A 21,434-nucleotide genomic window follows, 5' to 3' on the forward strand; every position below is an offset into this window, starting at 1 on the left:
GCTCAGCCGCGGCGGATGGGGTTGCCTTTGAAATTGATTTGGACGCGGAACACGGTCTTCTCTTTGCGATGGATCTCGCCGGTTTTCAGGTCGACTCGCACCGGGATCTCTTGGATGTGCTTGTCCACCACGGCGTGGTAACCGCGTTCGGCAAAGATGTCGATCAACATCGATAACGCCAGCGGGTCTTGGAACAGCGCGTCCTCGCTGTTGACGTGCGCCCGGCCGGAGAGGGCGTGTCGTTTGATGATCGGCATGAACTTATCCTGGATCACGTTCACACAGCGGATGAACATCTCGGTGTGTTCCAGCTCGTAACCGTCCAGCCGCTTGACCAGCAACTGCCGGGCGTGGATGCCAATCTCTTCGGCCAGCGGCAACGGCTGCAGCCGGTCGTAGGTTCGCGGATCCAGCTCCAGCGAACTCTGGTACTGCAGCTCCTTGAGGATGTTCTCCTCGACCTGACTGATCGGCCCTTCGGCGTTGACGAAGTGATAGTGATAGATTTCCTTCAACGACTGCAGGGCATCCCAGGTTTTCTCTTTGAAAACGCGATACCGCCGCCGCGCGGCCTCTTCGCTCAAGTCGGTCGTGCGCAGTGGCAGCGGCGTGCCGACGCCCGTCTCTTCGACTTCTCGGTTATGAGCGGCGATTTGTTGGCCGCGCTGCAGTTGCCGTTCGATACTGGTCTTTTCGGTGACGAACAGGACCATTGCGTGGATGGTGGGCCGGCGGAAATTGATGGCCAGCGGTGTTTCGGCGAACTCGGTGTACAACTGGTCGATGCGGTCGACCAACAACTTCAAGCATTCCACCTGGACGCGGGTGCGAGGAAACCCGTCCAGGACCGCTCCGTCGCGAAACTCCTCGTCCAGCAATTTGCGCAGCAAGATCCCCACCACCTCCTTGTCGCCCACCATCCCGCCGGCGTCCTTGGTCGCGGTCGCTTCCGGCGTGACCAACAAGTCGCTGATCACGATCGGTGGGCAGGTCAGGCCGCGAGCCTTCATGACGAACCGCGTATGGGTTCCCTTGCCGGCCCCCGGAGCACCGCCCAGCAGAATCAATTCTTTGGGAAACCGCAGGTTTTCGTGACCGATCTCTTCCTCCAGCCGCTCCCACACCGACTTGAAGATCAGCTGGGCATCCTTGATTTCCAGGTCGGCGCTGTCGGTGGGTTGGGGCTGGTTCTCAGTCATCGATATCGGCAAGCGGTGAAGGCGGGCGGGGCAACGAAGCAGCGAAGCGGCGAAGCAAATCATTGGTACGCCGGAGCGTGCTGCGACTATACCGTATTTGCAGCCCGCTTCGCAGCCTGGCTACCGAGGACGCTGCGGCCGGGGTAGGCTTTTTCCGAGAACCAAAGCTCAAAAGTTCCTGAAGCTGGCGTGTGGTGCATGGTCCCGATCGAATTATTGGTGCGGATTCGCCGCATGCTTTGGCTGGGACACGCGCTCCCCTTGGGAGTGCTCCTGCTGCTGATGATGAGCGGATCATCGACGTTTGGCTGGTCGACGTGGGCGGCCCTGGTGATCGCGGTTCTGGCCTCGCTGGCCATCGGTCTGATTGGGATCCAGCGTGCACTGACGCCGGTTCTGAAACTAGTCGACGATGTGATCCGAGACAACGAGCGATTGATGCGGGACCAGTCGGCTTCACAGGTCACAACGACGCTCGGGTATCCGTTTTCTCGGCTGGCCGAAACGCATCAAGCCATGCGGCAGGGGGTAAGTGATCGACAGCAGGACCTGCAAGCCGAATTCAATCGTTTGTCGGCGGTGCTGAACAGCATGGGCGATGGGGTGGTGGCGATCGACCGCGACGAACGGGTGCTGTTGGTCAACCGGGCCAGCCGCACGATGGTGCATTTCGTCGCCGGCGACGCCGAGGGACGGCCGTTCCTGGAAGCCTCTCGCAATTGGTCGTTGGGCGAGTCGCTGCGCAACTGTCTGGCGACGGGCCGCGTCCAGCGCCGAGAGATCCAAACCACGACCACTCCGGTGCGAACGCTCAGCGTGCGGGCATCCTGTCTGCCCGGGGACCCGCCCCAAGGTGCCGTGGCGGTGCTGCATGACGTTACCGAACTGCGGCGGCTGGAAAACCTGCGGCATGAATTCGTGGCCAATGTGTCCCACGAGTTGAAAACACCGCTGGCAGCCATTCTGGCTTACACCGAAACGCTGCGACTGGGGGCCATCAACGATCAAGCCAACAACCTGGACTTCGTGGGCCGGATCGAAGAACAAGCCGAACGGCTGCATCAGTTGATTCAGGATATCCTGCAGATCGCTCGGGTCGAATCGGGACAGGAGGTATTCCATTTCGTTGCGCTTCCGCTGGCGGAAGTCCTCGAAGCGACCCTGAAGGTCCATCGTGACGCGGCCGGTCACAAAGGTGTCCGCCTGACGGTCGACGTTCAGGCGGAGGCCACGGTGATGGCCGATGAAGATGGTATCCGCACGATTCTGGATAACCTGCTGAGCAATGCCATCAAGTACACACCGACCGGCGGCGAGATCGAGGTGCGGTTGCAAGCCCGTGGCGAAGAGGCGGTGATCGAAGTGACCGACACCGGTATTGGGATCGCCCAGGAGCATCTGTCACGCGTCTTCGAACGCTTCTTCCGAGCGGACCGAGCCCGGGAGCGGTCGATGATCAGCACGGGGTTGGGCCTGTCGATCGTCAAGCACCTGACGCAGGCCTTCGGAGGCAGCGTGACGGTGACCAGCACGTTGGGCCGTGGCAGCTGTTTCACCGTCACCCTGCCACGGGTTGAGGGATAGTTGTTGGTTGTTGGTTGGAGCGGGGGCTACTTTCGGCGGAGCGAAAGGCAACACTCGTTCTTAACGATAACTTCACCGAGTTTTCCGGCGGTGATTCGCGGCTGTGTGGTTCATAAGTGCTTGCCGCGTAACGGCTTGTGTTAGTCGCCGGCGTCGGCCTGCCGGTGCTGTGGTGACAATTCGGGATCCGCCGATAGAGGTTTACAATTCCGGATATCACCCGCTTCCTTCTGCTTCGTGTTCGCTTTCCCACAGGTAACGTGACTCGATGAATATCTACCGGACCCGAACCGCCCTTTGCATCGCGATGCTGAGTCTCCTGCTGGGCGGTTGCGACTCCTCCAGCACTCCGGGCGAGGCAACCAGCCCCGCCAGCGGCGAGTCCAGTCTGACGGGCGAAATCAAGATCAACGGCAGCAGCACCGTGTTGCCGATCGCCAACGCGGTCAAGGAACAATTCGACGCTGAGTTTCCCAACGTCGATATCACGGTCGGCGGTGCCGGCACGGGCAACGGCTTCAACGAATTTGCGGAGAAGACCATCGATATCTCCGACGCCTCGCGGCCGATCAAACCGGGCGAGGTGGCGGCGTGTCGAGAAGGAGGCGTTGCGTTCGTGGAACTGCCGATTGCGTATGACGGCCTGACGTTGGTCGTTCATCCGGATAACGACTGGGTCGAGCAACTGACTATCGACCAGCTGAAACAGATTTTCGTCGCCGGCGGTGGCGTCGACAAATGGAGCGACGTGGATCCGTCCTGGCCGGACCGCGAAATCAAAATCTTTGCCCCCGGCGTCGGCTCGGGAACCTACGACTACTTTCACGAAGTCTTGGCCAAAGAGGACAAGCGGCAGTTGCGTGAGGACATGACGCTGAACGAGGACGACAACGTGCTGGTTCAGGGGGTGGCCGGCAACAAGGATTCGATCGGCTTCTTCGGCGTGGCTTACTACGAAGAGAACCAGGACAAACTGCGTCCGGTGCCGGTGGTCAATCCAGAGTTGAACGAGGCGATCGTTCCCAACAAAGAAACCATCGCCTCGGGTCAGTACGCTCCGTTCAGCCGGCCTCTGTTCATCTATGTCAACGCCGAATCTCTGAACAAGGCCCAGGTGCAAACCTTTGTCGAATACTTCCTGGAAAAGGCACCTGAAACCGCCGAGAGGGTCGGCTACGTACGCTTACCCGAGCCGGTGCTGTCGCGCGCCATCGAGAATTTCGAAGCCGTCAAAACCGGAACGCACTTTGTGGACGCCCAGGGAAACAGCCGCAGTGGCTCGGTGACCGAGATCTTTACCGAAGACAACCTGGTCAGCTCCTAGCAACGCCATGACGGGAACCATTACACAACCGACGGCGCTGACCAAACGCCGATTCAAGTCGACCGCCTGGGCGAGTGTTTCCGAACGCCTCGTCCTCGTGGGACTCGGCTCGTGCGCCGTGGCAACGTTGTTGATCACCGTCGGCATCCTGGTGATGTTGGTAACGCAGAGCTGGCATTTCTTCGCCAGCGAATACGTTGAGTTCGGCGAGTTCTTTAGCGGTGGGCGCTGGACAGCTTTGCAGGCGAAAGAGATCGAAGACGCTCGCTTCGGGATCTGGCCGTTGTTATCGGGAACGTTGCGGGTGACCGTGATCGCGATGGTGATCGCGTTGCCGCTGGGCTTGATGACCGCGATCTATCTGAGCGAATTTGCTTCGCGGCGGGTTCGCAGTCTTTTGAAACCGACATTGGAAGTCATTGCCGGAATCCCGACGGTCGTGCTGGGGTTCTTCGCGATATTGGTGATCAGTCCGGGGCTGCAGTGGATCAGCGGTGGTTCGTTCGACACCTTCAACGCCACCAGTGCTGGGATCGCCGTCGGCATCCTGTGTCTGCCGATGGTCTGCAGCCTGTCGGAGGACGCTTTGCAAGCGGTTCCGACGTCGCTGCGGGAAGGCGCCTACGGGCTGGGATGTACACCGTTTGAAACGGCTACCAAAGTCGTGGTGCCGGCGGCGCTTTCGGGCATCGTGTCGGCCTTTTTGCTGGCCTTCAGCCGAGCGATCGGCGAGACGATGGTCGTGGCCCTGGCGGCGGGAACGCGAGCCACAGCGACGCTGGACCCGCGTGAGCAGTCCCAGACGATGACCGGTTTTATCGTCGAGATGATCAAGAGCGAGAGCGAGTTCGGGACGGTGCAGTATTACAGCCTGTACGGCGTTGCGATGGCGTTGTTCGTGATCACGTTTGCGATGACCGTCGTGGGACAAATGGTACGTCGGCGTTACCGGGAGTCCTATCAATGACGATGCCTGCCGCGCTGCAGCGAGATGATGCAAACGATCAAGCCGCCAAGGCTGGTCGTCGCAAATTAATCAGCCGCTGGTTCTACCTGTTGTGCATCGCGATTGCGATGCTGAGCGTGCTGGTCCTGGCGGTGCTGCTGATTTCGATTTCGGTTCAGGGCGGTTCGCGACTGTCGGTCGACCTGTTGACCAATGCGCACAGCGAATTGCATCCCGAGCAGGCCGGGATGTGGCCGGCGATTGTGGGGACGTTGTTTGTGTGCGGCGTGTGTGCCTTGGTTGCCCTGCCCCTGGGTGTTGGAACGGCCGTATTCCTGGAAGAGTTCAAGCCTCGCCGTCCGGAGCTGCGAGTTCTGCGGCGGTGGATCCCGCTGGGGCAGCGACGTTGGGACGGGGTCTGCACGGGCCTGTACAAGGCGATGCGGGGCCTGCACGGATTTGTGCAATTGAATATCTCCAATCTGGCGGGCGTGCCGTCGATCGTCTACGGGCTGCTGGGCCTGTCCGTGTTCGTGTACATGTTCAATGTGTTCGGGCAGATCACGGTCAACGAGTCGGCCGGTTTGGAGCTGGCGGGTGTGCGTCACTACTACCAAGTCTTGACCCTGCAGCGCGGCGAAGTCGTGTTGATACCGCAGCAGGATCTACAGCAGGCGACGATCACGGTGACCGAACCGGTTGAAGCGATGTTGCCTTCGGGCGAACGGGTCACGTTATCGCTGTGGAAACCGGGCACCGAGAAACCCACCGAACCGGAGCTGCGGCGACGGACGGTGCGCGAAGGGGCCACCGGCGGACGTTACTCGCAGAAAGATTGGTACTACTTTCGGCTGCCCCTGGGCCGCAGTTTTCTAGCGGCCGGGCTGACCCTGGCGTTGGTGATCCTGCCGGTGGTGATCATCGCTTCGCAGGAGGCGCTTCGCGGCGTGCCTCCGTCGATGCGGGAAGCGTCGCTGGGGCTGGGCGCGACCACTTGGCAGACGACGCGGAATGTGTGCCTGCCGGCGGCCCTGCCCGGGATCTTGACCGGATCGATCCTATCGATGGGCCGCGCGATCGGCGAAGCGGCGCCGATCCTGGTGGTGTTGGGCGCGGCGATCGCCAAGAACTCCGGGCCCCAACACTTGATGGACGACGCGGTGACGATGCCCGTCTTGATCTATAACTGGGCAGGACGCCAACAGCAGGTTTACCAGGAACTGGCGGCCGCCGCGATCATCGTGTTGTTGGTGATCCTGTTGTTGGTCAATTCCCTGGCGATCTACCTGCGACAACGTCTCCGCCAAACCTAGTGCAGAACGCCCATGAACCTTCAAGTCCGACCCATGGAACCCAAATCCAAGAACCGCCCGCCGGTGGTGGAGCGGCCGCTTGCCAGTAAGGACGCCAGTGAGTCCGCCCGGCCGGCGAGGCCGGCCCGCATCGAGATCAAAGACTTCGACGCCTGGTACGGGGATTTTCAGGCGATCCATGGGCTCTCGCTGGACGTGCCACGCCATCAGGTGACGGCGTTCATCGGGCCGAGCGGCTGCGGCAAGAGCACGCTGTTGAAGTGGTTGAACCGTATGAATGATGTGGTCGCCGGGGCCCACGCCCAGGGACATCTGGTGCTCAAAGGCGACGTCGGCGAGGACGACGTCGACCTGTTGGCGCGTTCCACCGACGTGGTCGCGCTGCGGCGGCGGATCGGCATCGTGTTCCAGAAACCCAATCCGTTTCCGAAGTCCATTTACCAGAATGTCGCGTTCGGCCCGCGACTGCACATGAACATTTCACGCCGCGAAACCGACGAACTGGTCGAATGGGCGCTGAAGAAAGCCGCCCTCTGGGACGAGGTCAAAGATCGACTGCACAAGAGCGCGCTGGGACTGAGCGGAGGGCAACAGCAACGCTTGTGCATCGCACGGGCGATCGCGACCGGTCCCAACATCCTGTTGATGGACGAACCCTGTTCGGCACTGGACCCGGCCAGTACGGCTCGCGTGGAAGATTTGATCTTCGAACTTCGCCAGCAGTACTCGATCGTGATCGTTACCCACAGCATGCAGCAAGCCTCCCGCGTCTCGGATCAAACCGCCTTTTTCTTTCAAGGCCGACTGATCGAGAGCGGGCCGACCGAACAGATTTTTACCAGGCCACGCGAACAACAAACCGAAGATTACGTCTCGGGGAAATTTGGATAGCATCCGATGACAAAACACTTTCAACGAGACATGGAGCGATTGCACGGTTCGGTCCTGGCCTTGTCGTCACGCGTGGAAGCCATGATCGACAAGGCCATGTTGGCCCTGTGCGATCGGCGGATGGACCTGGCGGCGGAAGTCGCCGACGAGGATTACGACGTCGACCAGGAAGAGATTCGCATCGAAGAAGAATGCCTGAAGATGCTGGCCCTGCACCAACCGGTTGCCGCGGACCTGCGCCGGATCGCGGCAGTCCTGAAGATCAATAACGACCTGGAACGCATCGCCGACCTCGCGGTTAATATCTGCGAACGCTCGCAAGGCTTCGTTCCCTTCCGGGAATTCGACGCTCCGCCACGCTTGCAAGAGATGAGTGCGGCCGCCGTAAGGATGCTGCGGGACGCGCTGGATTGTTTTGTCAAACTGGATGCGTCGATGGCTCGGCAGATTCGGCTGCGCGACAAAGAGGTGAACGAACACAACGTAGCGATCATCGAAATCCTGCAGGACATGATGATGCAGGACAGCCGCTTGGTCGTGCCTGCGGTGCACTGCTTGTCCGCCTCACGCCACCTGGAACGCATCGCCGATCTGGCGACCAATATCGCCGAGGACGTGATCTACCTGGTGGAAGGGGAGATCGTGCGGCATCAACATGAGACCATCGAGGGGACGCCGGTGTCCGGAGGGAAGCATTGATCATGGCCAAAGCGTCCGTATTAATTGTCGAGGATGATCGCTCGATCGCCGATGTGATCTCCTACAACTTGCGCCAGCAAGGGTACGAGGTTTTTCTCGCCAGTGACGGCGAAGACGGCATCGCCCAGGCCAAGCACCGGCGGCCCGACGTCGTGATCCTGGACCTGATGCTGCCGGTGATCGATGGCTTGGACGTGTGTCGCAGTCTGAAAGCCGACAAGGAAACTCGCAAGATCCGCATCCTGATGCTGACGGCAAAGTCTGAGGAGTCCGACCAGTTGATCGGTTTCTCGCTGGGCGCCGACGATTATGTGACCAAGCCGTTCAGCGTGAAGGTCTTGCTGCAGCGGGTAAAATCGCTGTGCCGCCGCGACCAGCCGGACAGCGACGACGGCGTGATTCGGGCGCACGGTGTGGTGATCGATCCGGTGCGGTTCAAAGTGACGGTCGACGACACCCCATTGCAGTTGACGCGCAGCGAGTTTCGGTTGCTGGAAACGCTGGCCGGTTCGCCCGGCCGCGTGTTCGTCCGCAGCGAGTTGCTCGACGCGGTACTCGGCGACGGCACGGTCGTGATGGAGCGGACGGTCGACGTGCACATCCGCGCCATCCGACGGAAGCTGGACGAGAAGGCTCACCTGGTCGAAACCGTCCGCGGCGTCGGCTACCGTTTCTGCGAAACGGCGTCGTAGTTGTTGGTTGATGGGATGCGAGAACAACTTACTCCCGCATAGGCGCTGGAGTCCAGGCTTTAGCCGCCCGCGCCCCTTCACTCGAATCGCCTAAGCCGCGCGCAGGACCAACAGGGCGAGTTCCGGCGGGCAGCGGAGCCGCATCAGGTGCACGCCGCTGACGCCGCGGCTGACGTGCATCGTGGTCGGCGCCAGGTAGAACTCGCCGGACGCAAAGCGGCTGCCGTGACGGCTGGGCGAGAGGATGGGCCCGAGGATCGGCAGTCGGCCCTGGCCGCCGTGGGTGTGGCCGGCCAGCATCAGTTCCACGCCGCTGCGCCGCGCCCAGTGGATGCAGTCCGGCGAATGGCACAGAGCCAGTCGAAAGTCCGCCGGAGCGGCGTCACCGCCCTGCCCCGCCGGGCCGTCGCTGGTTTCCGGGGCTCCCCTGGCCAGGTCCGGTGGAGCGGGAAACCAGGGAGCTTCGTTGCCGGTCAGGTCCACTGATACGCCTCGCAAGATTTTGCGGATCGTTCGTGAGCCGGCGTCGCGCCAGCCGATGCGGGTCATCGCGGCGCGAATCTGTTCGGGATCGGCCACGCGCGTGTCGTGGTTGCCCAGTACGAAATAGCAACCCTCTGCCGCCCGCGCGGACTGGAAACAGGGAGCAAGCCAATCGATGCAGCGGTCGACGTCGACGATGTCGCCGGTCAGAGCCATCAAATCGGGGTTCCACGCCGTCGCTCGTTCGACGACGTACCGGTAGTAATCCGGAGCGATGTGGCCGGTTAGGTGGATATCGGACAGGTGAGCTATTCTCAAACCGTCCAGGCGTGGCGGCAGACCCGCGACCGGTAACTGCTTCTCCTCGATGGCCAGATCGAGGATCTGATTAAAGGGCAACCGAGATTGCCAGCGGCACTTGGGCGTCAGCGCTAGCGGTTGGTCGGTTTGCCGAGCGACCCGCGCGTACTCCGCCGACTTGTCGACCCGCAGGTGTTGGAAGCCGAAGATCGGACGCGTCCACAGCCAAGCGATGCCGGGATAGATCCAGGTGGCCAGGCACAGCAGCGTGTAGGCGCGCAGGCCAGCGGGCATTGCCAGCCAGGGCGGTTCGGCAAACAACGCGCGGACCAAAAAGTCGTCATACAACGCGGCGATCACCAGCGGCGTCACCAAACACATAACCAGGAACACCCACACCAGTCGCTTGATGCGGCGGCGAGGGATGCCCAGTGAATTCAGGCGGTTGTAGATCGCCAAGTACAACCCGAAATGGCCGACGACCGCGGCCGCCAGGTAGGGCCACCAGAACCAAGAGGACAGCGATCCAGAGAACACGTTTGCCGACTCCCTTTAAAGCTCTTTGGGACGCTGCACCGCCAGCAGGCGGTGACCGCCATCGACGTCCAGGTTCGACCAGGCGTCCAGCTGCATCTCAAACACGGCGACCGCGGCCGTAGGAAACGGCTGATAGGTTCGCGTCAATCGCTGGACCACGGCTTCCAGACCCGGATTATGAGCCAGCACCATCAACGTGTCGGCGCTGCCGCCTTCGCTGCAAACACTGTTCAGCAAGCGTTCCGGCGCGGCCAGGTACAGCTCGTCGCGGTACTGTGCGTCGACGTCCTGCGACCACCGGGCCGCCATCCGCTGGAGCGTCTCGCGGGTGCGGACGGCCGAGGAACAGAGCACGCGCTGCGGGACGTAGCCGTGTTGCTCCAGCCAGTCGGCCATGTGGTCCGCGGCACCGCGACCGCGCCGATTCAACGGCCGGTCGTGGTCGCCGGCCTGGGGCGCGTCCCAGTCGCTCTTGGCATGTCGCATGAAGATCAGGTGTTTGGTCATGATTGAGCAGTGTCGCCGATTCGGCCGCGTTATACTAGGCTGTGTCCGCTGGGACGCTTTCTCCCCTCGCCCCGTCCACCGGGAGTGCTTAAGACATGCTGGGTTTGCTGGTTTTGCGACTGCGTTTTGCGACAGGTGTGCTGCTGTTCGGCCTGGGGCTACAGACGCTCTCTCCGGCCGTGCTGGCCGCCGACGACTGGCCGCAGTGGATGGGCCCGACTCGCGACGGCGTGTACCGAGAGGACGGACTGATTCGTTCGATCCCAGCCGACGGACTGCCCATCAAATGGCGCGTGCCGATCGCAGCCGGTTACGCCGGTCCCGCGGTTCAGGGTGACCGTGTGTTCGTGGCGGATTATTTGCGGCGGTCGGGCGAGGTGGTCAATGATCCCGGGCAACGGGCGGAACTGCAAGGACAGGAACGCGTGCACTGTCTGGATGCCAAGACCGGCGAAACGTTGTGGCAACATGCCTACGAACGCCCCTACAGCATCTCCTATCCCAACGGCCCGCGTTGTACGCCCACGGTGGACGAGGACCGCGTGTATTTTCTGGGCAGCGAAGGCGACCTGCTGTGTTTGCAAGTCGACGATGGGCAAGTTGTCTGGCAACGCAGCTTTACCAAAGATTTCGGGGCGCCGGTGCCGATCTGGGGATTCGCTTCGCATCCGTTGGTCGAAGGCGATCTGTTGATCTGCATGGTGGGCGGCGAGGGGCAGACCGTAGTGGCCTTTGACAAACACACCGGCGAAGTCCGCTGGAAAGGGCTGGATGCGAGCGAAGTCGGGTATTGTCCACCGGTCATCGTCGAAGCCGGCGGAGTACGCCAACTGGTGGTCTGGCACGCCGACGCCCTGGTCAGTTTAAATCCTGCCGATGGCCAGCCCTACTGGAGCGTCGACCTGAAACCCAGTTACGGGATGTCGGTTTCGCGGCCCCAGCGTGAAGGCGATCGGCTGTACGCCAGCGGTATCCACAGCACGTCGGTGATGCTGCAATTAAAACAGGACGAACCCGACGTGACCGAACTGTGGCGGGGTGAACGCAACCACGCGGTGTATACCTGTAACAGCACGCCGCTGATGGACGGTGGCGTGATCTTCGGCGCGGATTGCCACAAGGGGTCCTTGATCGCTGCCGACGTCCAGACCGGCAAGCGGTTGTGGGATACGTTCCAGTTCACCCAGCCCGAGCAGCGCCGCTTCGTCAAACAGGGCACGGTCTTCCTAACGCGGTTGGCCGGCACCGATCGTTACCTGTTGTTCAGCGAAACGGGCGATCTGATTTTGGCGACGTTGACCGCCGACGGCTATGAAGAGCACGGCCGGTTCCACGTTGTCGAACCGACCAACACGGCGATGGGCCGTCAGGTCGTGTGGAGTCATCCCGCCTATGCCGGCCGCACGGCGTTCATTCGTAACGACAAAGAGATCGTCGCGGTGGATCTAGCTAGGCGATAATGTCGGTGATCGGGTGGCCGAAGTCTCGCTCCAAGCGTTTGTGGCCGGGCACTTCCAGGCGTTGCGGCTGGAGGCCCAGTTGGTGGAGGATCGTGGCGTGCACGTCGGTCACGTAGTGGGGTTGTTCGACGGCGTGGAAACCGATTTCGTCGGTCGCCCCGTGCACGACGCCTCCCTTCAAACCACCGCCGGCCATCCAGACGCTGAAGCCGAAGGGATGGTGGTCGCGGCCGTCGGCTCCCTGCGATCCCGGCGTCCGTCCGAACTCGGTTGCGAATACGACCAGAGTTTCGTCCAGCATGCCGCGCTGTTTTAAATCCTGCAGCAGCCCGGCGATCGGCCGGTCGACCTGTCCGGCCAGTTTCGAATGCATCGCCTTTAACTTGGAGTGTTGGTCCCAGGCCCCGGCCGCACCGCCACCGTGCTGGATCTGAATAAATCGGACGCCCTGCTCGGCAAAGCGGCGGGCGGCCAATAGTTGTTGGCCAAAGTCCTTGGTTTCCGGCTGGTCCAAGCCGTACAACTTGTGCGTCGCTTCGGTCTCGCCAGAAAAGTCGATGATGCCGGGCACGGCCGTCTGCATCCGGTAGGCCAGTTCGTAGGACTTAGTCCGGGCCGACAGCGTGGCATCGCCCGGGTACTGCTGGGCCGTCAAGTGATTCAGCCGCTGTACCAGGTCGAAGCTGAGGCGTTGCTCGGCGGGCGTGATGTCGCCTTCGGGCGTGGCATAGTCCAGCGGATTCTGCGGATCGACCTTCAGCGGCACGGCATCATAGGCGGGCCCCAGGTAGTGGCCATCGCGGCGATCGAAGAACCGCGGTCCCATGCTGATGAACTGCGGCAGGTTTTCGTTCAAGGTGCCCAGACCCCAATTCACCCAGGCACCGATCGTCGGCACGCGGGGTTCGAGCATGTGGCGGCCGGAGTGGAACTGGACCTGGGCCCCGTGGTTGTCGTCGGTCGTCCACATCGAACGGATCACGGCCAAATCGTCGACGACCGAACCGATGTGCGGGAACCAGTCGCTGACCTCGATACCGCTCTGACCGTGTTTGCGAAATCCGACCTGCAAGGGGTACAGCTTGTTTCGTTGTTGACCGTTGGCATCGTTAACGACCACGACGCGAACGTTCTTCAGCCGTTCCGGATCATTGACGTGGGCGAAGGGCGTTTCCGAGATCGACTTGCCGGCCAACCGATTCAGCATCGGCTTGGGGTCAAAGCTTTCCATGTGGCTGACCCCGCCCCGCATGAACAGCCAGATCACGTTCTTGGCTCGCGGCGCAAAATGAGGCTGGCCGCTGGGCGGTTGCCAGAGCGAGTCTGGTCTGCCAGCGGCCAGGTCGTTGTGCAGCATCGTTCCCAATGCCAACGAACCGAAACCCAACGCTCCCCCGAGAAACGCTCGGCGGTCCTGGCGATGATTCTGGGGCATGGTCATGGGCGTGTCTCTTTATCGAATCGAAACAAAATCGTTATGGTTCATCAGGGTGTGAACGAGCCGCGTTCGCACGCGCCGCGCAAACGCTTCCTCATCGTCCGCCGCCGCATAGCTGAAGTCGCCAGACTTTGGATTACCGTTGTCGCCGAGGTCGCCAGACTTTGGACCCGCCGACGTGCCCCCTTCTTTATGCTGCTCGCGCCACAAGCGCCGCAGAGCGTCACAGTACTCGAGGCAGGCGGCCAGTTCCTGTGGATCGGGCTGGCGACCCAGCAAAGCCGTAAACACACCGGTCACCATCACGGCGTCGTCCTCTGTCTGACCGTTCGCATCACCGCTCGAGGCGGCCAAGTGGTCACCGATGCGGCCGGCCATCTCCAGCGTCAGCTTGCTGTTGGCCATCGCCAGAGCTTGCTGTGGGACCACGCTCTCCACACGGCGGTAACACTGCAGCAGATCGGCATCGTCGAACATCGATAAAAAGCGATTGTGATCGTCGCGAGAATGGCGGAAGTAAATGCTGCGGCGGACCGAATCGCCATCGACCGCGACCGAGGGTCCGCCGATCTCCAGATCCAGGACGCCGGCCAGGTGCAAGACGGTGTCTCGCACCACTTGCGCTTCCATACGCCGCGTATGGGCGTGCCAGTACAAATCGTTTTCCGGGTCGGCATTCAGGCTGGCCGGATCGGCCGCAGCGGTCGAGGTATCACGCTGGTAGGCGTCGGAGGTACAGATCAAGCGGTGCAGATGACGGAAGCTCCAGCCCGATTCGATGAATTCGCTGGCCAGGTAATCCAGCACTTCGTGCAGCACTGGCTGTGGCGTTTGCAGGCCGAAGTCGAACACGTTCTCGACCAGCGGTTCACCGAAATGACGCATCCACACATGGTTCACCGCGACGCGTGCGGTCAGGGGGTTCTCGCGAGCCGTCATCCAGCGGGCGAGGGCCAGCCGACGGCCGCTGCTGGTCGCCGGATAGACCGCCGGGTAGTCTTCAAATTTGTGTTCCGGCGTTTCGAGGGCCTTGCGCGAGGCGCGAACGCTGCGGTAGGAGCCTTCGCCCGCGCGGGCCGCCTGCAACTGCTTCTCGGCCGCTTGCACCAGCTTTTCGGCTTGCTGTTGTTTCTTCTCGTCCTCGCCGGCTTCGAGCAACTTCAACGCCGCTTCGGCCCGTTGCTGGAACGCCTGGTCGATGGCCGCTTGCTCTGCCAGCGATTCGGCGGCCGTGGGATCGTCGCCAGCGTAACGGGCGGTGTCTGCGGCCAAGGCCGAAGCCAGCGCGGTGCGTTCGGCTTTGGCTAACTCCCAAGCCGCCGCCGCACGTTCGGCAGCTGCTTTGGCATCGGCGACGCTGCTGGTGCCGGCCGCCGCCGGGGCATTCGCCGCGGGTTTCAGCGTTACGTCGGCGGCCAGCGAGCGGATGGTGATCGCATCGAAGGCTGCGGTCGCATCGAACGGAGCCAGGGAAAACGTGCCCTCGGGGCGGCGATCGGGCAACTGGTAAGCCAGCACGAAAGCGTCATCGATCCAGACGTTGACCAGCCGGTCGCGAACGGCAAATCGCAGGTTGAGAGGTTTGTCCAGCGGGATCGGCATCGCCACGCGGCCGTCGCCGGGGTACTGCGTTTTGCCATCTCGCGACAACGCCACCTGGACCTTGGGACCCGGCGCATGGGCGCTGGTGTAGACCGATTGGCTGTACCGGCCATCCTCGCTGGCGTCGAAACGGAAGGTCACGCTGCGGTAGGTCGGCCCGCCGGTGGTCGTGTACCGGCACCGCACTTCGAAATCTCGTGGCAGGGTGTGACGCAGCCGCAGCGATGCCTGGTCCCGGTTCGCTTGCGACTGAATCAGCATCCCGTCGCGATACTCCCAACCCGGCCCGGACAGCTCCCAGTCGTCGGGCGCGGCCGCATCGAAGTCGTCGTGGAAATGAAACGACGGCTCGGTCGACGGTTCGGCATCAGCCTTCTGGCGAGCGACCTCGACAGCCTGGTGGGCTTTGTCCAGCCGTTGTTTTGCCGCAGCAACCTTCGCGTCGGCCGCGGCGATCAGGCTCTGCTGGGCTTCCGGACGCAGTGCCGGAGCGTAGCTTTGCGGCGGCAGCCGGACCGGTTCGATGGGCGGTTGGTAGGACGCAAACAACTCCGGAACGCTGGGCGAAATCGTCGTCTCTAGATCCGGCTGGGTGGGGTCGCCACGGAGGTGCAGGTGTGTGGTCGCATCCAGGTGGTTGTCGAACACGCGCGGCAGGCCATCGGCATCAAAGTCGCTGGTTCCCGGCACCGGGTCCAAACGAACCTGATGCGGTTCGAACAAGGCGCGAAACTGATAGTAATCTTTGTGGCTGATCGGATCGTATTTGTGGTCGTGGCATTTGGCGCAGTTCAGGGTCAGTCCCAGGAACGCCTTACCGGTGTGTTCGACCGTGCTGTCCAGCCACGTGGTGCGGTTGAACAGGTAGTAGTTGCGAGCCAGGAAACCGGTCGCGGCCAGGGCGTCGCGGTCGGTGGGCGCGAGTTCGTCGCCAGCGAGCATCTCGTGGATCATCCGGTCGTAGCCCTTGTCGGCGTTCAGCGACGCGATGATCCAGTCGCGCCAGTGCCACATGTGTTTCTGGCTGTAACGCAGTTGTTTGCCCAGGCCGTACCAATCGGAGTATCGCCACACGTCCATCCAGTGACGCGCCCAGCGGACGCCGTGCTGGGGGTCGTGCAGCAATTCGTCGACGATCACCTCCCAGCGACGATCGTCGTTCAATTGTTCGACGGTCGGCGGCAATCCGATCAAATCCAAGTACAGCCGCCGCAGCCGCAGCGAACGCGGGGCGAGGCCGACCGGACGAACACCGGCTTGGGCGTGGCGGGCCGCAAGCAGGGCATCGATGGGGTTCGTGGCAGCCGAGCCATCGGCACCGGCGACTTCGGGAACAGCCGGCCGCGAGATGGGCTGAAACGCCCAGTGTTCCAGGGGCCCGCCGGGAACCGCTTCTTCGGGAGCCGGAGCGCCCTGGTCGATCCAGCGCCGCAGCATCTGGACCTCTTCGGCCGTCAGCGGCGAACCCTCATGGGGCGGCGGCATCCGCAGATCGTCCTCGGCCGTCACCCGTTCGATCAGCGAACTCGCCTCGGCATCGCCCGGATACACCGCCCCGCCCTCTTCCATCAGGGGCACCGTTTCCAGCCGCAGGCCGGCTTCCTGCTTCAGACGGCCGTGGCAGGCATAGCACTTGGTCTCCAGCAGCGGCTTGACTTTCGTCAGGTAGTCCACTTCCGTTTCGGCCAAGCCGTCCACGGTGCCCAGCAGCAAAAGGACGAAGCAGAGAAGAGAACGGAGCATGGATGAGCCATCCAGATAGAGTCGCCTTTCGCTCCGCGAAAGTTGTGGAAACAGAGTCGTCTTTCGCTCCGCGAAAGTTGTGGAAACAGAGTCGCCTTTCGCTCCGCGAAAGTTGTGGAAACAGAGTCGCCTTTCGCTCCGCGAAAGTTGTGGAGGTGGTTTATAGCTGCTTTGTACTACTTTCGCGGAGCGAAAGGCGACACTCGGCTACTTTCGCGGAGCGAAAGGCGACACTCGACTACTTTCGCGGAGCGAAAGGCGACACTCGACTACTTTCGCGGAGCGAAAGGCGACACTCGATTACTGGTAAACGCGTCCAGGTTTAACTTTGGGGTAGCCGAGTTCGCCAGAGATTGGATCGAGGCAACGAAAAGATCCAAAGTCTGGCGACTTCAGCTATGACCAGACTCGAAAATCAACTGTTGACGAACCTCTATGCCAGGATGTCGGTGAACCGGCCGGTGCTGTCGCCGATCGATTCGGCTGGGGTTCCCAGGGTGTCGAGCATCGTCAGGAACAGGTTGGCCATCGGCGTTTCCTCTTTGCGGACGATGTGTTCGCCGGTGCGGAACTGGCCGCCTGCGCCGCCCGCAAACACGATCGGCAATTCGTGGTGCTGATGGCGGTTGCCGTCGCTGATCCCGCTGCCGTACATGACCATGCTGTGATCCAGCAGGGTGCCGGTGCCTTCGGAGACACTGTCCATCTTCTCGAGGAAGTAGGCGAATTGTTCGACCAGGTAGTGGTCGATTATCGACAGGCTCTTCACCTTGTCGGCGTGGTTGCGGTGATGGCTTAGCGCGTGGTGAGCGTCGTTGACGCCGGCTTCTTTGTAGACGCGGTTGCCACCGGCGTTGTCCAGCATCAGCGTAGCGACACGGGTGGAGTCGGTCTGGAAGCCCAGCACCATGATGTCGTACATCAACCGAGCGTGTTCGCGGAACGTTTCCGGGCGTCCATCGGGAACTTTCAAATCGGGCATCGCGGCCCGCTCTTCCGCTTCGGTCAACTCGATGCGGCGTTCCAGATCGCGAACCGACGAGAAGTACTCGTCGATCTTGCGTTTGTCGGAACCGCCGGCGCGTTTCAGCAGTGCCTTGGCGTCACTGGCCACGACGTCCAGCACGCTTTGGCGATAGAAATCGCGTTCGCGTCGACCCTTGACGTCGCCGTTGCCGAACAGGCGTTCGAAGGCGGCCTTGGGCGTCACCTCCTTGCTCATCGGCTGGGTGGGGCTGCGCCAGGAGATGTTCGAGGAATAGGCACAGCTGTAACCGCTGTCACAGCTGCCCGCATTGCGGCTGGTCGTCAGCCCCAGTTCGATCGAGCTGAGTTTGGTTTGGCCTTCCAATTGGCGAGCGGCGACCTGGTCGACCGAAACGCCGACATAGATGTTGCTGGCCGTTTTGACGGGATGGGCGGCGGTCAGGAACGTGGCCGAACAGCGAGCGTGGTCGCCGGCACCGTCGCCGTGGGCGCGTCCTTGGTCGAGGGCCAGTCCCGAGATCACGTTCAGTTTCGACTTGAACGGCTCCAAAGGCTTGAGCGTCTTGGACAGTTGCCAATCACGCCCTTGGCCCTGGGGCGTCCAATCGGGCATGATCGCGCCGTTGGGAAAGAAGATGCAAGCCATGCGCGTCGGCGCCGTCGCCGGAGTGCCGGCCGCCGCCTGGGCGACACCTTGCACCGAGGGCAGCATGGCATCCAACAGAGGCAGGCCCACGAGGGCGCCCGCACCACGCAAAAACGTTCGGCGTTTAAGATTCAGCTGCGACATGGTGATTACTTCTCTTCCAGAGTGTGAAAGCGAAACGGTTTACTGAGTGCGACAGCGGTCGCCAAAGCCACGAAGCGGTGCTCCGATTCGGCGGATTCGGCGACGATGTCCGTCAAGAAACAACGATCCACGGGGGTCAGTTCGCGACCGATGGCGAACGTCAACAGGCGGTCAGCCATGGTGTTGACGAAGGCCTCGCTCTCGGTCTTGCGAAGCTGTTCGATCAGGGGCAAGGCGCCGTCAAAATTGCGGCCACCGGGCAGGACGCCTGTGGCGTCGATCGGCTGGCCGCGTTCTTCACTGCGGTAGCCGCCCAGGGGGCCAAAGTTCTCCAGGCCAAAACCCAATTGGTCCATCACGCGGTGGCAGGAGGCACAGGCCGGGTCGGCGCGATGGGCTTCCAGCTGCACGCGGAGCGAAGCGTCGGGATTCGACGTCGCGGTTTCCTCCAGTTCGGGAACGCCCGCAGGCGGATCCGGCGGACGCGTGCCCATCAACGTTTCCATGATCCACTTGCCGCGTTTGACCGGCGAGGTGCGGCCCGGGTTACTGGTCAGCGTCAGGACGCTGGCATGCGTCAGGATGCCGCTGCGACCCGCCTCCTGCACCGACACCAGACGAAACTCGTCGCCCTCCACCCCGTCGATGCCGTAGTGGGCAGCCAGCCGTTCGTTGACGTACGTCTGGGCGGAATCCAGCAGCGTGAGGACGCTGCGGTTTTCGCGGACCACATCGCGGAACAGCAACAACGTCTCCTGACGCATCGCTTCACGCAGGGAATCGTCAAAATCGGGAAACTGCGTGGGGTCGGGTTCGAACTGGTCCAGGTTGCGAAGCCCCAGCCACTGGGCGGCGAAGTTCTCGCCCAATGCCTCGGCTCGCTCGTCTTTCAACATCCGCGCAACCTGCTCGCGCAAGACCGCTTCGTCGCTCAACTTGCCTTCATCGGCCAACCGCAGCAGTTCCTCGTCCGGCATGCTGCTCCACAGAAAGTACGACAACCGGCTGGCCAGTTGATGATCGGTCAGGGGGCGGACCGCGCCGGGTTCGAGCGTGTCGTTCTCCGGCGGCAGTTCGACGCGGAACAGGAACCGGGGCGAGACGAGGATTGCGCTGACGGTCACCTGCATCGCTCGCTCGAACGATTTCTCTCGCTTGTGCATCTGTTCGGTCAGTCGCGCATAGGCGTCAACCGTTTGGTCATCGACCGGTCCGCGGAAAGCTCGCCGCAGCAGCGGCTGGAGGCATAGCTTGGCCGCTTCGCGAACGCTGCGGTCCTTGGCGGGATAGTGCGTCAGGATCCGCGGGTGCGAAGCCGGAATCAAGCCTTCGGGCGTGCCTTCGGGACCATTCAGTGTGACCTTGCGAAGCATGTACGCGACGTCTTGTTCGGCGGCCTTGCGGTCGACTTTGATGGATTTGCCCACCGCCGCGCGTCCGGCCGCGATCTCTTCTTCGGTCAACCGTTCGACGCCCGCCAGGACCGTTTTGCCAGGCTGGGCCTCGGCGTCTTGCTCCAGCAAGCCGAACAACAATCGCGTGCGACCTTTGTTCAGCGTCACCTTCACCGAACTGTGAGCGCTGCCGCCACTGCTGCCGTAGTGTTTCAATTCGCAGGAGTCGAGCAACACGCCTTCGGCGTCGAACACGCCGACTCGTACCGTTTGGTCCTTTTCGGTCGCGCCACCGCGAATGTGCAATCGATAGTGGCCGGTGTAGGGAACCTGCATCTCGGTCCAAGCGATCGTATCGGCCGCTAGGAAGTGACCGTAGAAGCTGCCCACCCAAGCATCGCCGAGGGTCAGGATCTGATCGCCGGAATGTTCGATGTCTTTGCGTTCGATGTTGCGCGGATCAAAGATGACTTGTCGAGAAACCTGTTCCGCCGCCGCCATGTACTTTTCGAACAACATTGGCGGGATCGACAACACGTCGCCGTTGTTATCGAATCCGGCCCCGACCTCATCCGAGGGAAAGGAGTCCGAGACGCTCAGCGGCACGCCGAACAGATCGCTGATTGTGTTGTCGTACTCGGCGCGGTTCAATCGCCGTACGGTCACTTTGCCGGGCCGAGGATCCAGGTCGCAGGCCGCGCTGTAGAGGACGCGGTCCAGAGACTGAACCAGGCCCGCACGCTGGTCGTCGCTCAGTGGTTCGGCGTCTTCGGGGGGCATCGCCCCGAACTGAACCATCTCCAGCACTCGCTTCCACAACCCCTGGTTGGCGGCGATGCCTTCGACGCTGGCGAACTGCGACAGATCGACCTCGGCCTCCTGGTAGTCCTCGTTGTGACAATCCAGGCAGTGGGAGCGGATCAAGTCCGCACCGGACTCGGCCCAGTCTTCGGCGGGGGTCGAATGAGGAGTCGGGCTCGGCTTCGCAGCGTCGGCAGCCAACAGGGATTTGCCACCCGGCAGAAGGGGCGAATCGGCTGACAGCAGGCAGGACGCCGCAAGCGTTACCAAGCATATGACTGCGCGTAACCGCATGAGCAGATCAAAGTGGGGGTAAATGGGGTGGGAGCTTGCCGAAGCAGCTATTGATCACCGTCGGACAATTGCCCGGGGCAACAACAGGTCTTTTTTGGCAAGGGGGTTTATTAAGGCGGGAACGGTTGATTATAGCGGCTCGGCCACCCCAGATTCAAGGCAAACCCGCTAAAACGGCGATTTCGAAGCGGCTTTGTCCCGGCCGTGACTTCTGCTCAGGTTCCTTGGTTTCGTACCAAGTCGCATCTCGGATCACATCTTCGTCGAATAGCGGGTGGAACCGTGCGGTTCTAGCCATCCCGCCATTGCTGGATTCGATTAACAACTTCGGTGTGCGTCTTGCCGGGATTTGGATCTGAGAGCATTTCGTCGCGACGACGCTCGGCCTCGGTGATCGCCCAGTCAGGTAGCGGAATTAGATTCGATTCAGACGTTGCTTTCACAGGCTGG

The 21,434-nt window shown here is 62.0% G+C and carries 15 protein-coding genes; 8 read left to right on the plus strand and 7 right to left on the minus strand.

Translation table 11 applies throughout. The annotated features are described in order from the left end of the window. Window positions 1–2 precede the first annotated feature (2 nt). Window positions 3–1,199 carry a nucleoside monophosphate kinase gene (locus GE027_RS05610; RefSeq protein ID WP_153556196.1) on the minus strand — a complete coding sequence of 399 codons (1,197 nt, stop codon included), beginning with the start codon at window positions 1,197–1,199 and terminating at the stop codon, window positions 3–5. A 198-nt stretch (window positions 1,200–1,397) separates the two neighbouring features. Between GE027_RS05610 and GE027_RS05615 the strand changes: the two genes are divergently transcribed. From GE027_RS05615 to GE027_RS05645, 7 genes are all read left to right on the plus strand, one after another. After that, window positions 1,398–2,783, plus strand: a complete 1,386-nt coding sequence (locus tag GE027_RS05615; protein ID WP_153556197.1) for a sensor histidine kinase — start codon at window positions 1,398–1,400, stop codon at window positions 2,781–2,783. Between the two features lie 268 nt (window positions 2,784–3,051). Beyond that, the gene (locus GE027_RS05620; RefSeq protein ID WP_153556198.1) at window positions 3,052–4,107 is read left to right on the plus strand and encodes a PstS family phosphate ABC transporter substrate-binding protein; all 1,056 of its coding nucleotides are present in this window, start codon (window positions 3,052–3,054) and stop codon (window positions 4,105–4,107) included. A gap of 7 nt (window positions 4,108–4,114) precedes the next feature. Continuing rightward, window positions 4,115–5,074 (plus strand): phosphate ABC transporter permease subunit PstC, encoded by a 960-nt coding sequence (gene pstC, locus GE027_RS05625; RefSeq protein WP_237607314.1) that lies wholly within the window; start codon window positions 4,115–4,117, stop codon window positions 5,072–5,074. Then, window positions 5,071–6,366: a PstA family ABC transporter permease gene (locus GE027_RS05630; protein WP_153556199.1), complete on the plus strand. Its 1,296-nt coding sequence runs from the start codon at window positions 5,071–5,073 to the stop codon at window positions 6,364–6,366. The genes pstC and GE027_RS05630 overlap by 4 nt, the downstream gene beginning before the upstream one ends. 33 nt (window positions 6,367–6,399) lie before the next feature. Next, complete coding sequence (gene pstB / locus GE027_RS05635) at window positions 6,400–7,257, plus strand: phosphate ABC transporter ATP-binding protein PstB (RefSeq protein WP_153556200.1); 858 nt, start codon at window positions 6,400–6,402, stop codon at window positions 7,255–7,257. Between the two features lie 6 nt (window positions 7,258–7,263). Beyond that, window positions 7,264–7,956: a phosphate signaling complex protein PhoU gene (phoU, locus tag GE027_RS05640; protein ID WP_153556201.1), complete on the plus strand. Its 693-nt coding sequence runs from the start codon at window positions 7,264–7,266 to the stop codon at window positions 7,954–7,956. 2 nt (window positions 7,957–7,958) lie between these two features. Continuing rightward, on the plus strand, window positions 7,959–8,648 hold the full coding sequence (locus GE027_RS05645; RefSeq protein WP_153556202.1) for a response regulator: 690 nt from the start codon (window positions 7,959–7,961) through the stop codon (window positions 8,646–8,648). Window positions 8,649–8,738: 90 nt separating this feature from the next. Here the strand turns inward: GE027_RS05645 and GE027_RS05650 are convergent, their stop codons facing one another. Both GE027_RS05650 and GE027_RS05655 read right to left on the minus strand, forming a co-directional pair. Further along, window positions 8,739–9,968 (minus strand): metallophosphoesterase, encoded by a 1,230-nt coding sequence (locus GE027_RS05650; protein ID WP_237607315.1) that lies wholly within the window; start codon window positions 9,966–9,968, stop codon window positions 8,739–8,741. Window positions 9,969–9,983: 15 nt separating this feature from the next. Continuing rightward, window positions 9,984–10,475: a SixA phosphatase family protein gene (locus GE027_RS05655; RefSeq protein ID WP_153556203.1), complete on the minus strand. Its 492-nt coding sequence runs from the start codon at window positions 10,473–10,475 to the stop codon at window positions 9,984–9,986. 95 nt (window positions 10,476–10,570) lie between these two features. On the opposite strand from GE027_RS05655, the gene GE027_RS05660 reads away from it, so the two are divergent. Continuing rightward, complete coding sequence (locus GE027_RS05660) at window positions 10,571–11,935, plus strand: PQQ-binding-like beta-propeller repeat protein (protein ID WP_237607316.1); 1,365 nt, start codon at window positions 10,571–10,573, stop codon at window positions 11,933–11,935. Here the strand turns inward: GE027_RS05660 and GE027_RS05665 are convergent. The 4 genes from GE027_RS05665 to GE027_RS05680 form a co-directional block, all read right to left on the minus strand. Then, on the minus strand, window positions 11,925–13,376 hold the full coding sequence (locus GE027_RS05665; RefSeq protein WP_153556204.1) for a DUF1501 domain-containing protein: 1,452 nt from the start codon (window positions 13,374–13,376) through the stop codon (window positions 11,925–11,927). The two genes, GE027_RS05660 and GE027_RS05665, sit on opposite strands and share 11 nt — an antisense overlap. 12 nt (window positions 13,377–13,388) lie before the next feature. Next, the gene (locus tag GE027_RS05670) at window positions 13,389–16,718 is read right to left on the minus strand and encodes a PSD1 and planctomycete cytochrome C domain-containing protein (RefSeq protein ID WP_153556205.1); all 3,330 of its coding nucleotides are present in this window, start codon (window positions 16,716–16,718) and stop codon (window positions 13,389–13,391) included. A gap of 433 nt (window positions 16,719–17,151) precedes the next feature. Further along, window positions 17,152–18,495, minus strand: a complete 1,344-nt coding sequence (locus tag GE027_RS05675; protein WP_153556206.1) for a DUF1552 domain-containing protein — start codon at window positions 18,493–18,495, stop codon at window positions 17,152–17,154. 5 nt (window positions 18,496–18,500) lie between these two features. Then, window positions 18,501–20,984 carry a DUF1592 domain-containing protein gene (locus tag GE027_RS05680; RefSeq protein ID WP_153556207.1) on the minus strand — a complete coding sequence of 828 codons (2,484 nt, stop codon included), beginning with the start codon at window positions 20,982–20,984 and terminating at the stop codon, window positions 18,501–18,503. Window positions 20,985–21,434: the final 450 nt, after the last annotated feature.

The organism is Roseimaritima sediminicola (assembly GCF_009618275.1).
In the GTDB taxonomy this organism is placed as follows: domain Bacteria; phylum Planctomycetota; class Planctomycetia; order Pirellulales; family Pirellulaceae; genus Roseimaritima; species Roseimaritima sediminicola.

What these genes read in the sequence shown, in the direction of transcription:
- GE027_RS05610 (WP_153556196.1), bottom strand. Translation starts at nt 1,199, where the DNA reads ATGACTGAGAACCAGCCCCAACCCACCGACAGCGCCGACCTGGAAATC.
- GE027_RS05615 (WP_153556197.1), top strand. Translation starts at nt 1,398, where the DNA reads ATGGTCCCGATCGAATTATTGGTGCGGATTCGCCGCATGCTTTGGCTG.
- GE027_RS05620 (WP_153556198.1), top strand. Translation starts at nt 3,052, where the DNA reads ATGAATATCTACCGGACCCGAACCGCCCTTTGCATCGCGATGCTGAGT.
- pstC (WP_237607314.1), top strand. Translation starts at nt 4,115, where the DNA reads ATGACGGGAACCATTACACAACCGACGGCGCTGACCAAACGCCGATTC.
- GE027_RS05630 (WP_153556199.1), top strand. Translation starts at nt 5,071, where the DNA reads ATGACGATGCCTGCCGCGCTGCAGCGAGATGATGCAAACGATCAAGCC.
- pstB (WP_153556200.1), top strand. Translation starts at nt 6,400, where the DNA reads ATGGAACCCAAATCCAAGAACCGCCCGCCGGTGGTGGAGCGGCCGCTT.
- phoU (WP_153556201.1), top strand. Translation starts at nt 7,264, where the DNA reads ATGACAAAACACTTTCAACGAGACATGGAGCGATTGCACGGTTCGGTC.
- GE027_RS05645 (WP_153556202.1), top strand. Translation starts at nt 7,959, where the DNA reads ATGGCCAAAGCGTCCGTATTAATTGTCGAGGATGATCGCTCGATCGCC.
- GE027_RS05655 (WP_153556203.1), bottom strand. Translation starts at nt 10,475, where the DNA reads ATGACCAAACACCTGATCTTCATGCGACATGCCAAGAGCGACTGGGAC.
- GE027_RS05660 (WP_237607316.1), top strand. Translation starts at nt 10,571, where the DNA reads ATGCTGGGTTTGCTGGTTTTGCGACTGCGTTTTGCGACAGGTGTGCTG.
- GE027_RS05665 (WP_153556204.1), bottom strand. Translation starts at nt 13,376, where the DNA reads ATGACCATGCCCCAGAATCATCGCCAGGACCGCCGAGCGTTTCTCGGG.
- GE027_RS05670 (WP_153556205.1), bottom strand. Translation starts at nt 16,718, where the DNA reads ATGCTCCGTTCTCTTCTCTGCTTCGTCCTTTTGCTGCTGGGCACCGTG.
- GE027_RS05675 (WP_153556206.1), bottom strand. Translation starts at nt 18,495, where the DNA reads ATGTCGCAGCTGAATCTTAAACGCCGAACGTTTTTGCGTGGTGCGGGC.
- GE027_RS05680 (WP_153556207.1), bottom strand. Translation starts at nt 20,984, where the DNA reads ATGCGGTTACGCGCAGTCATATGCTTGGTAACGCTTGCGGCGTCCTGC.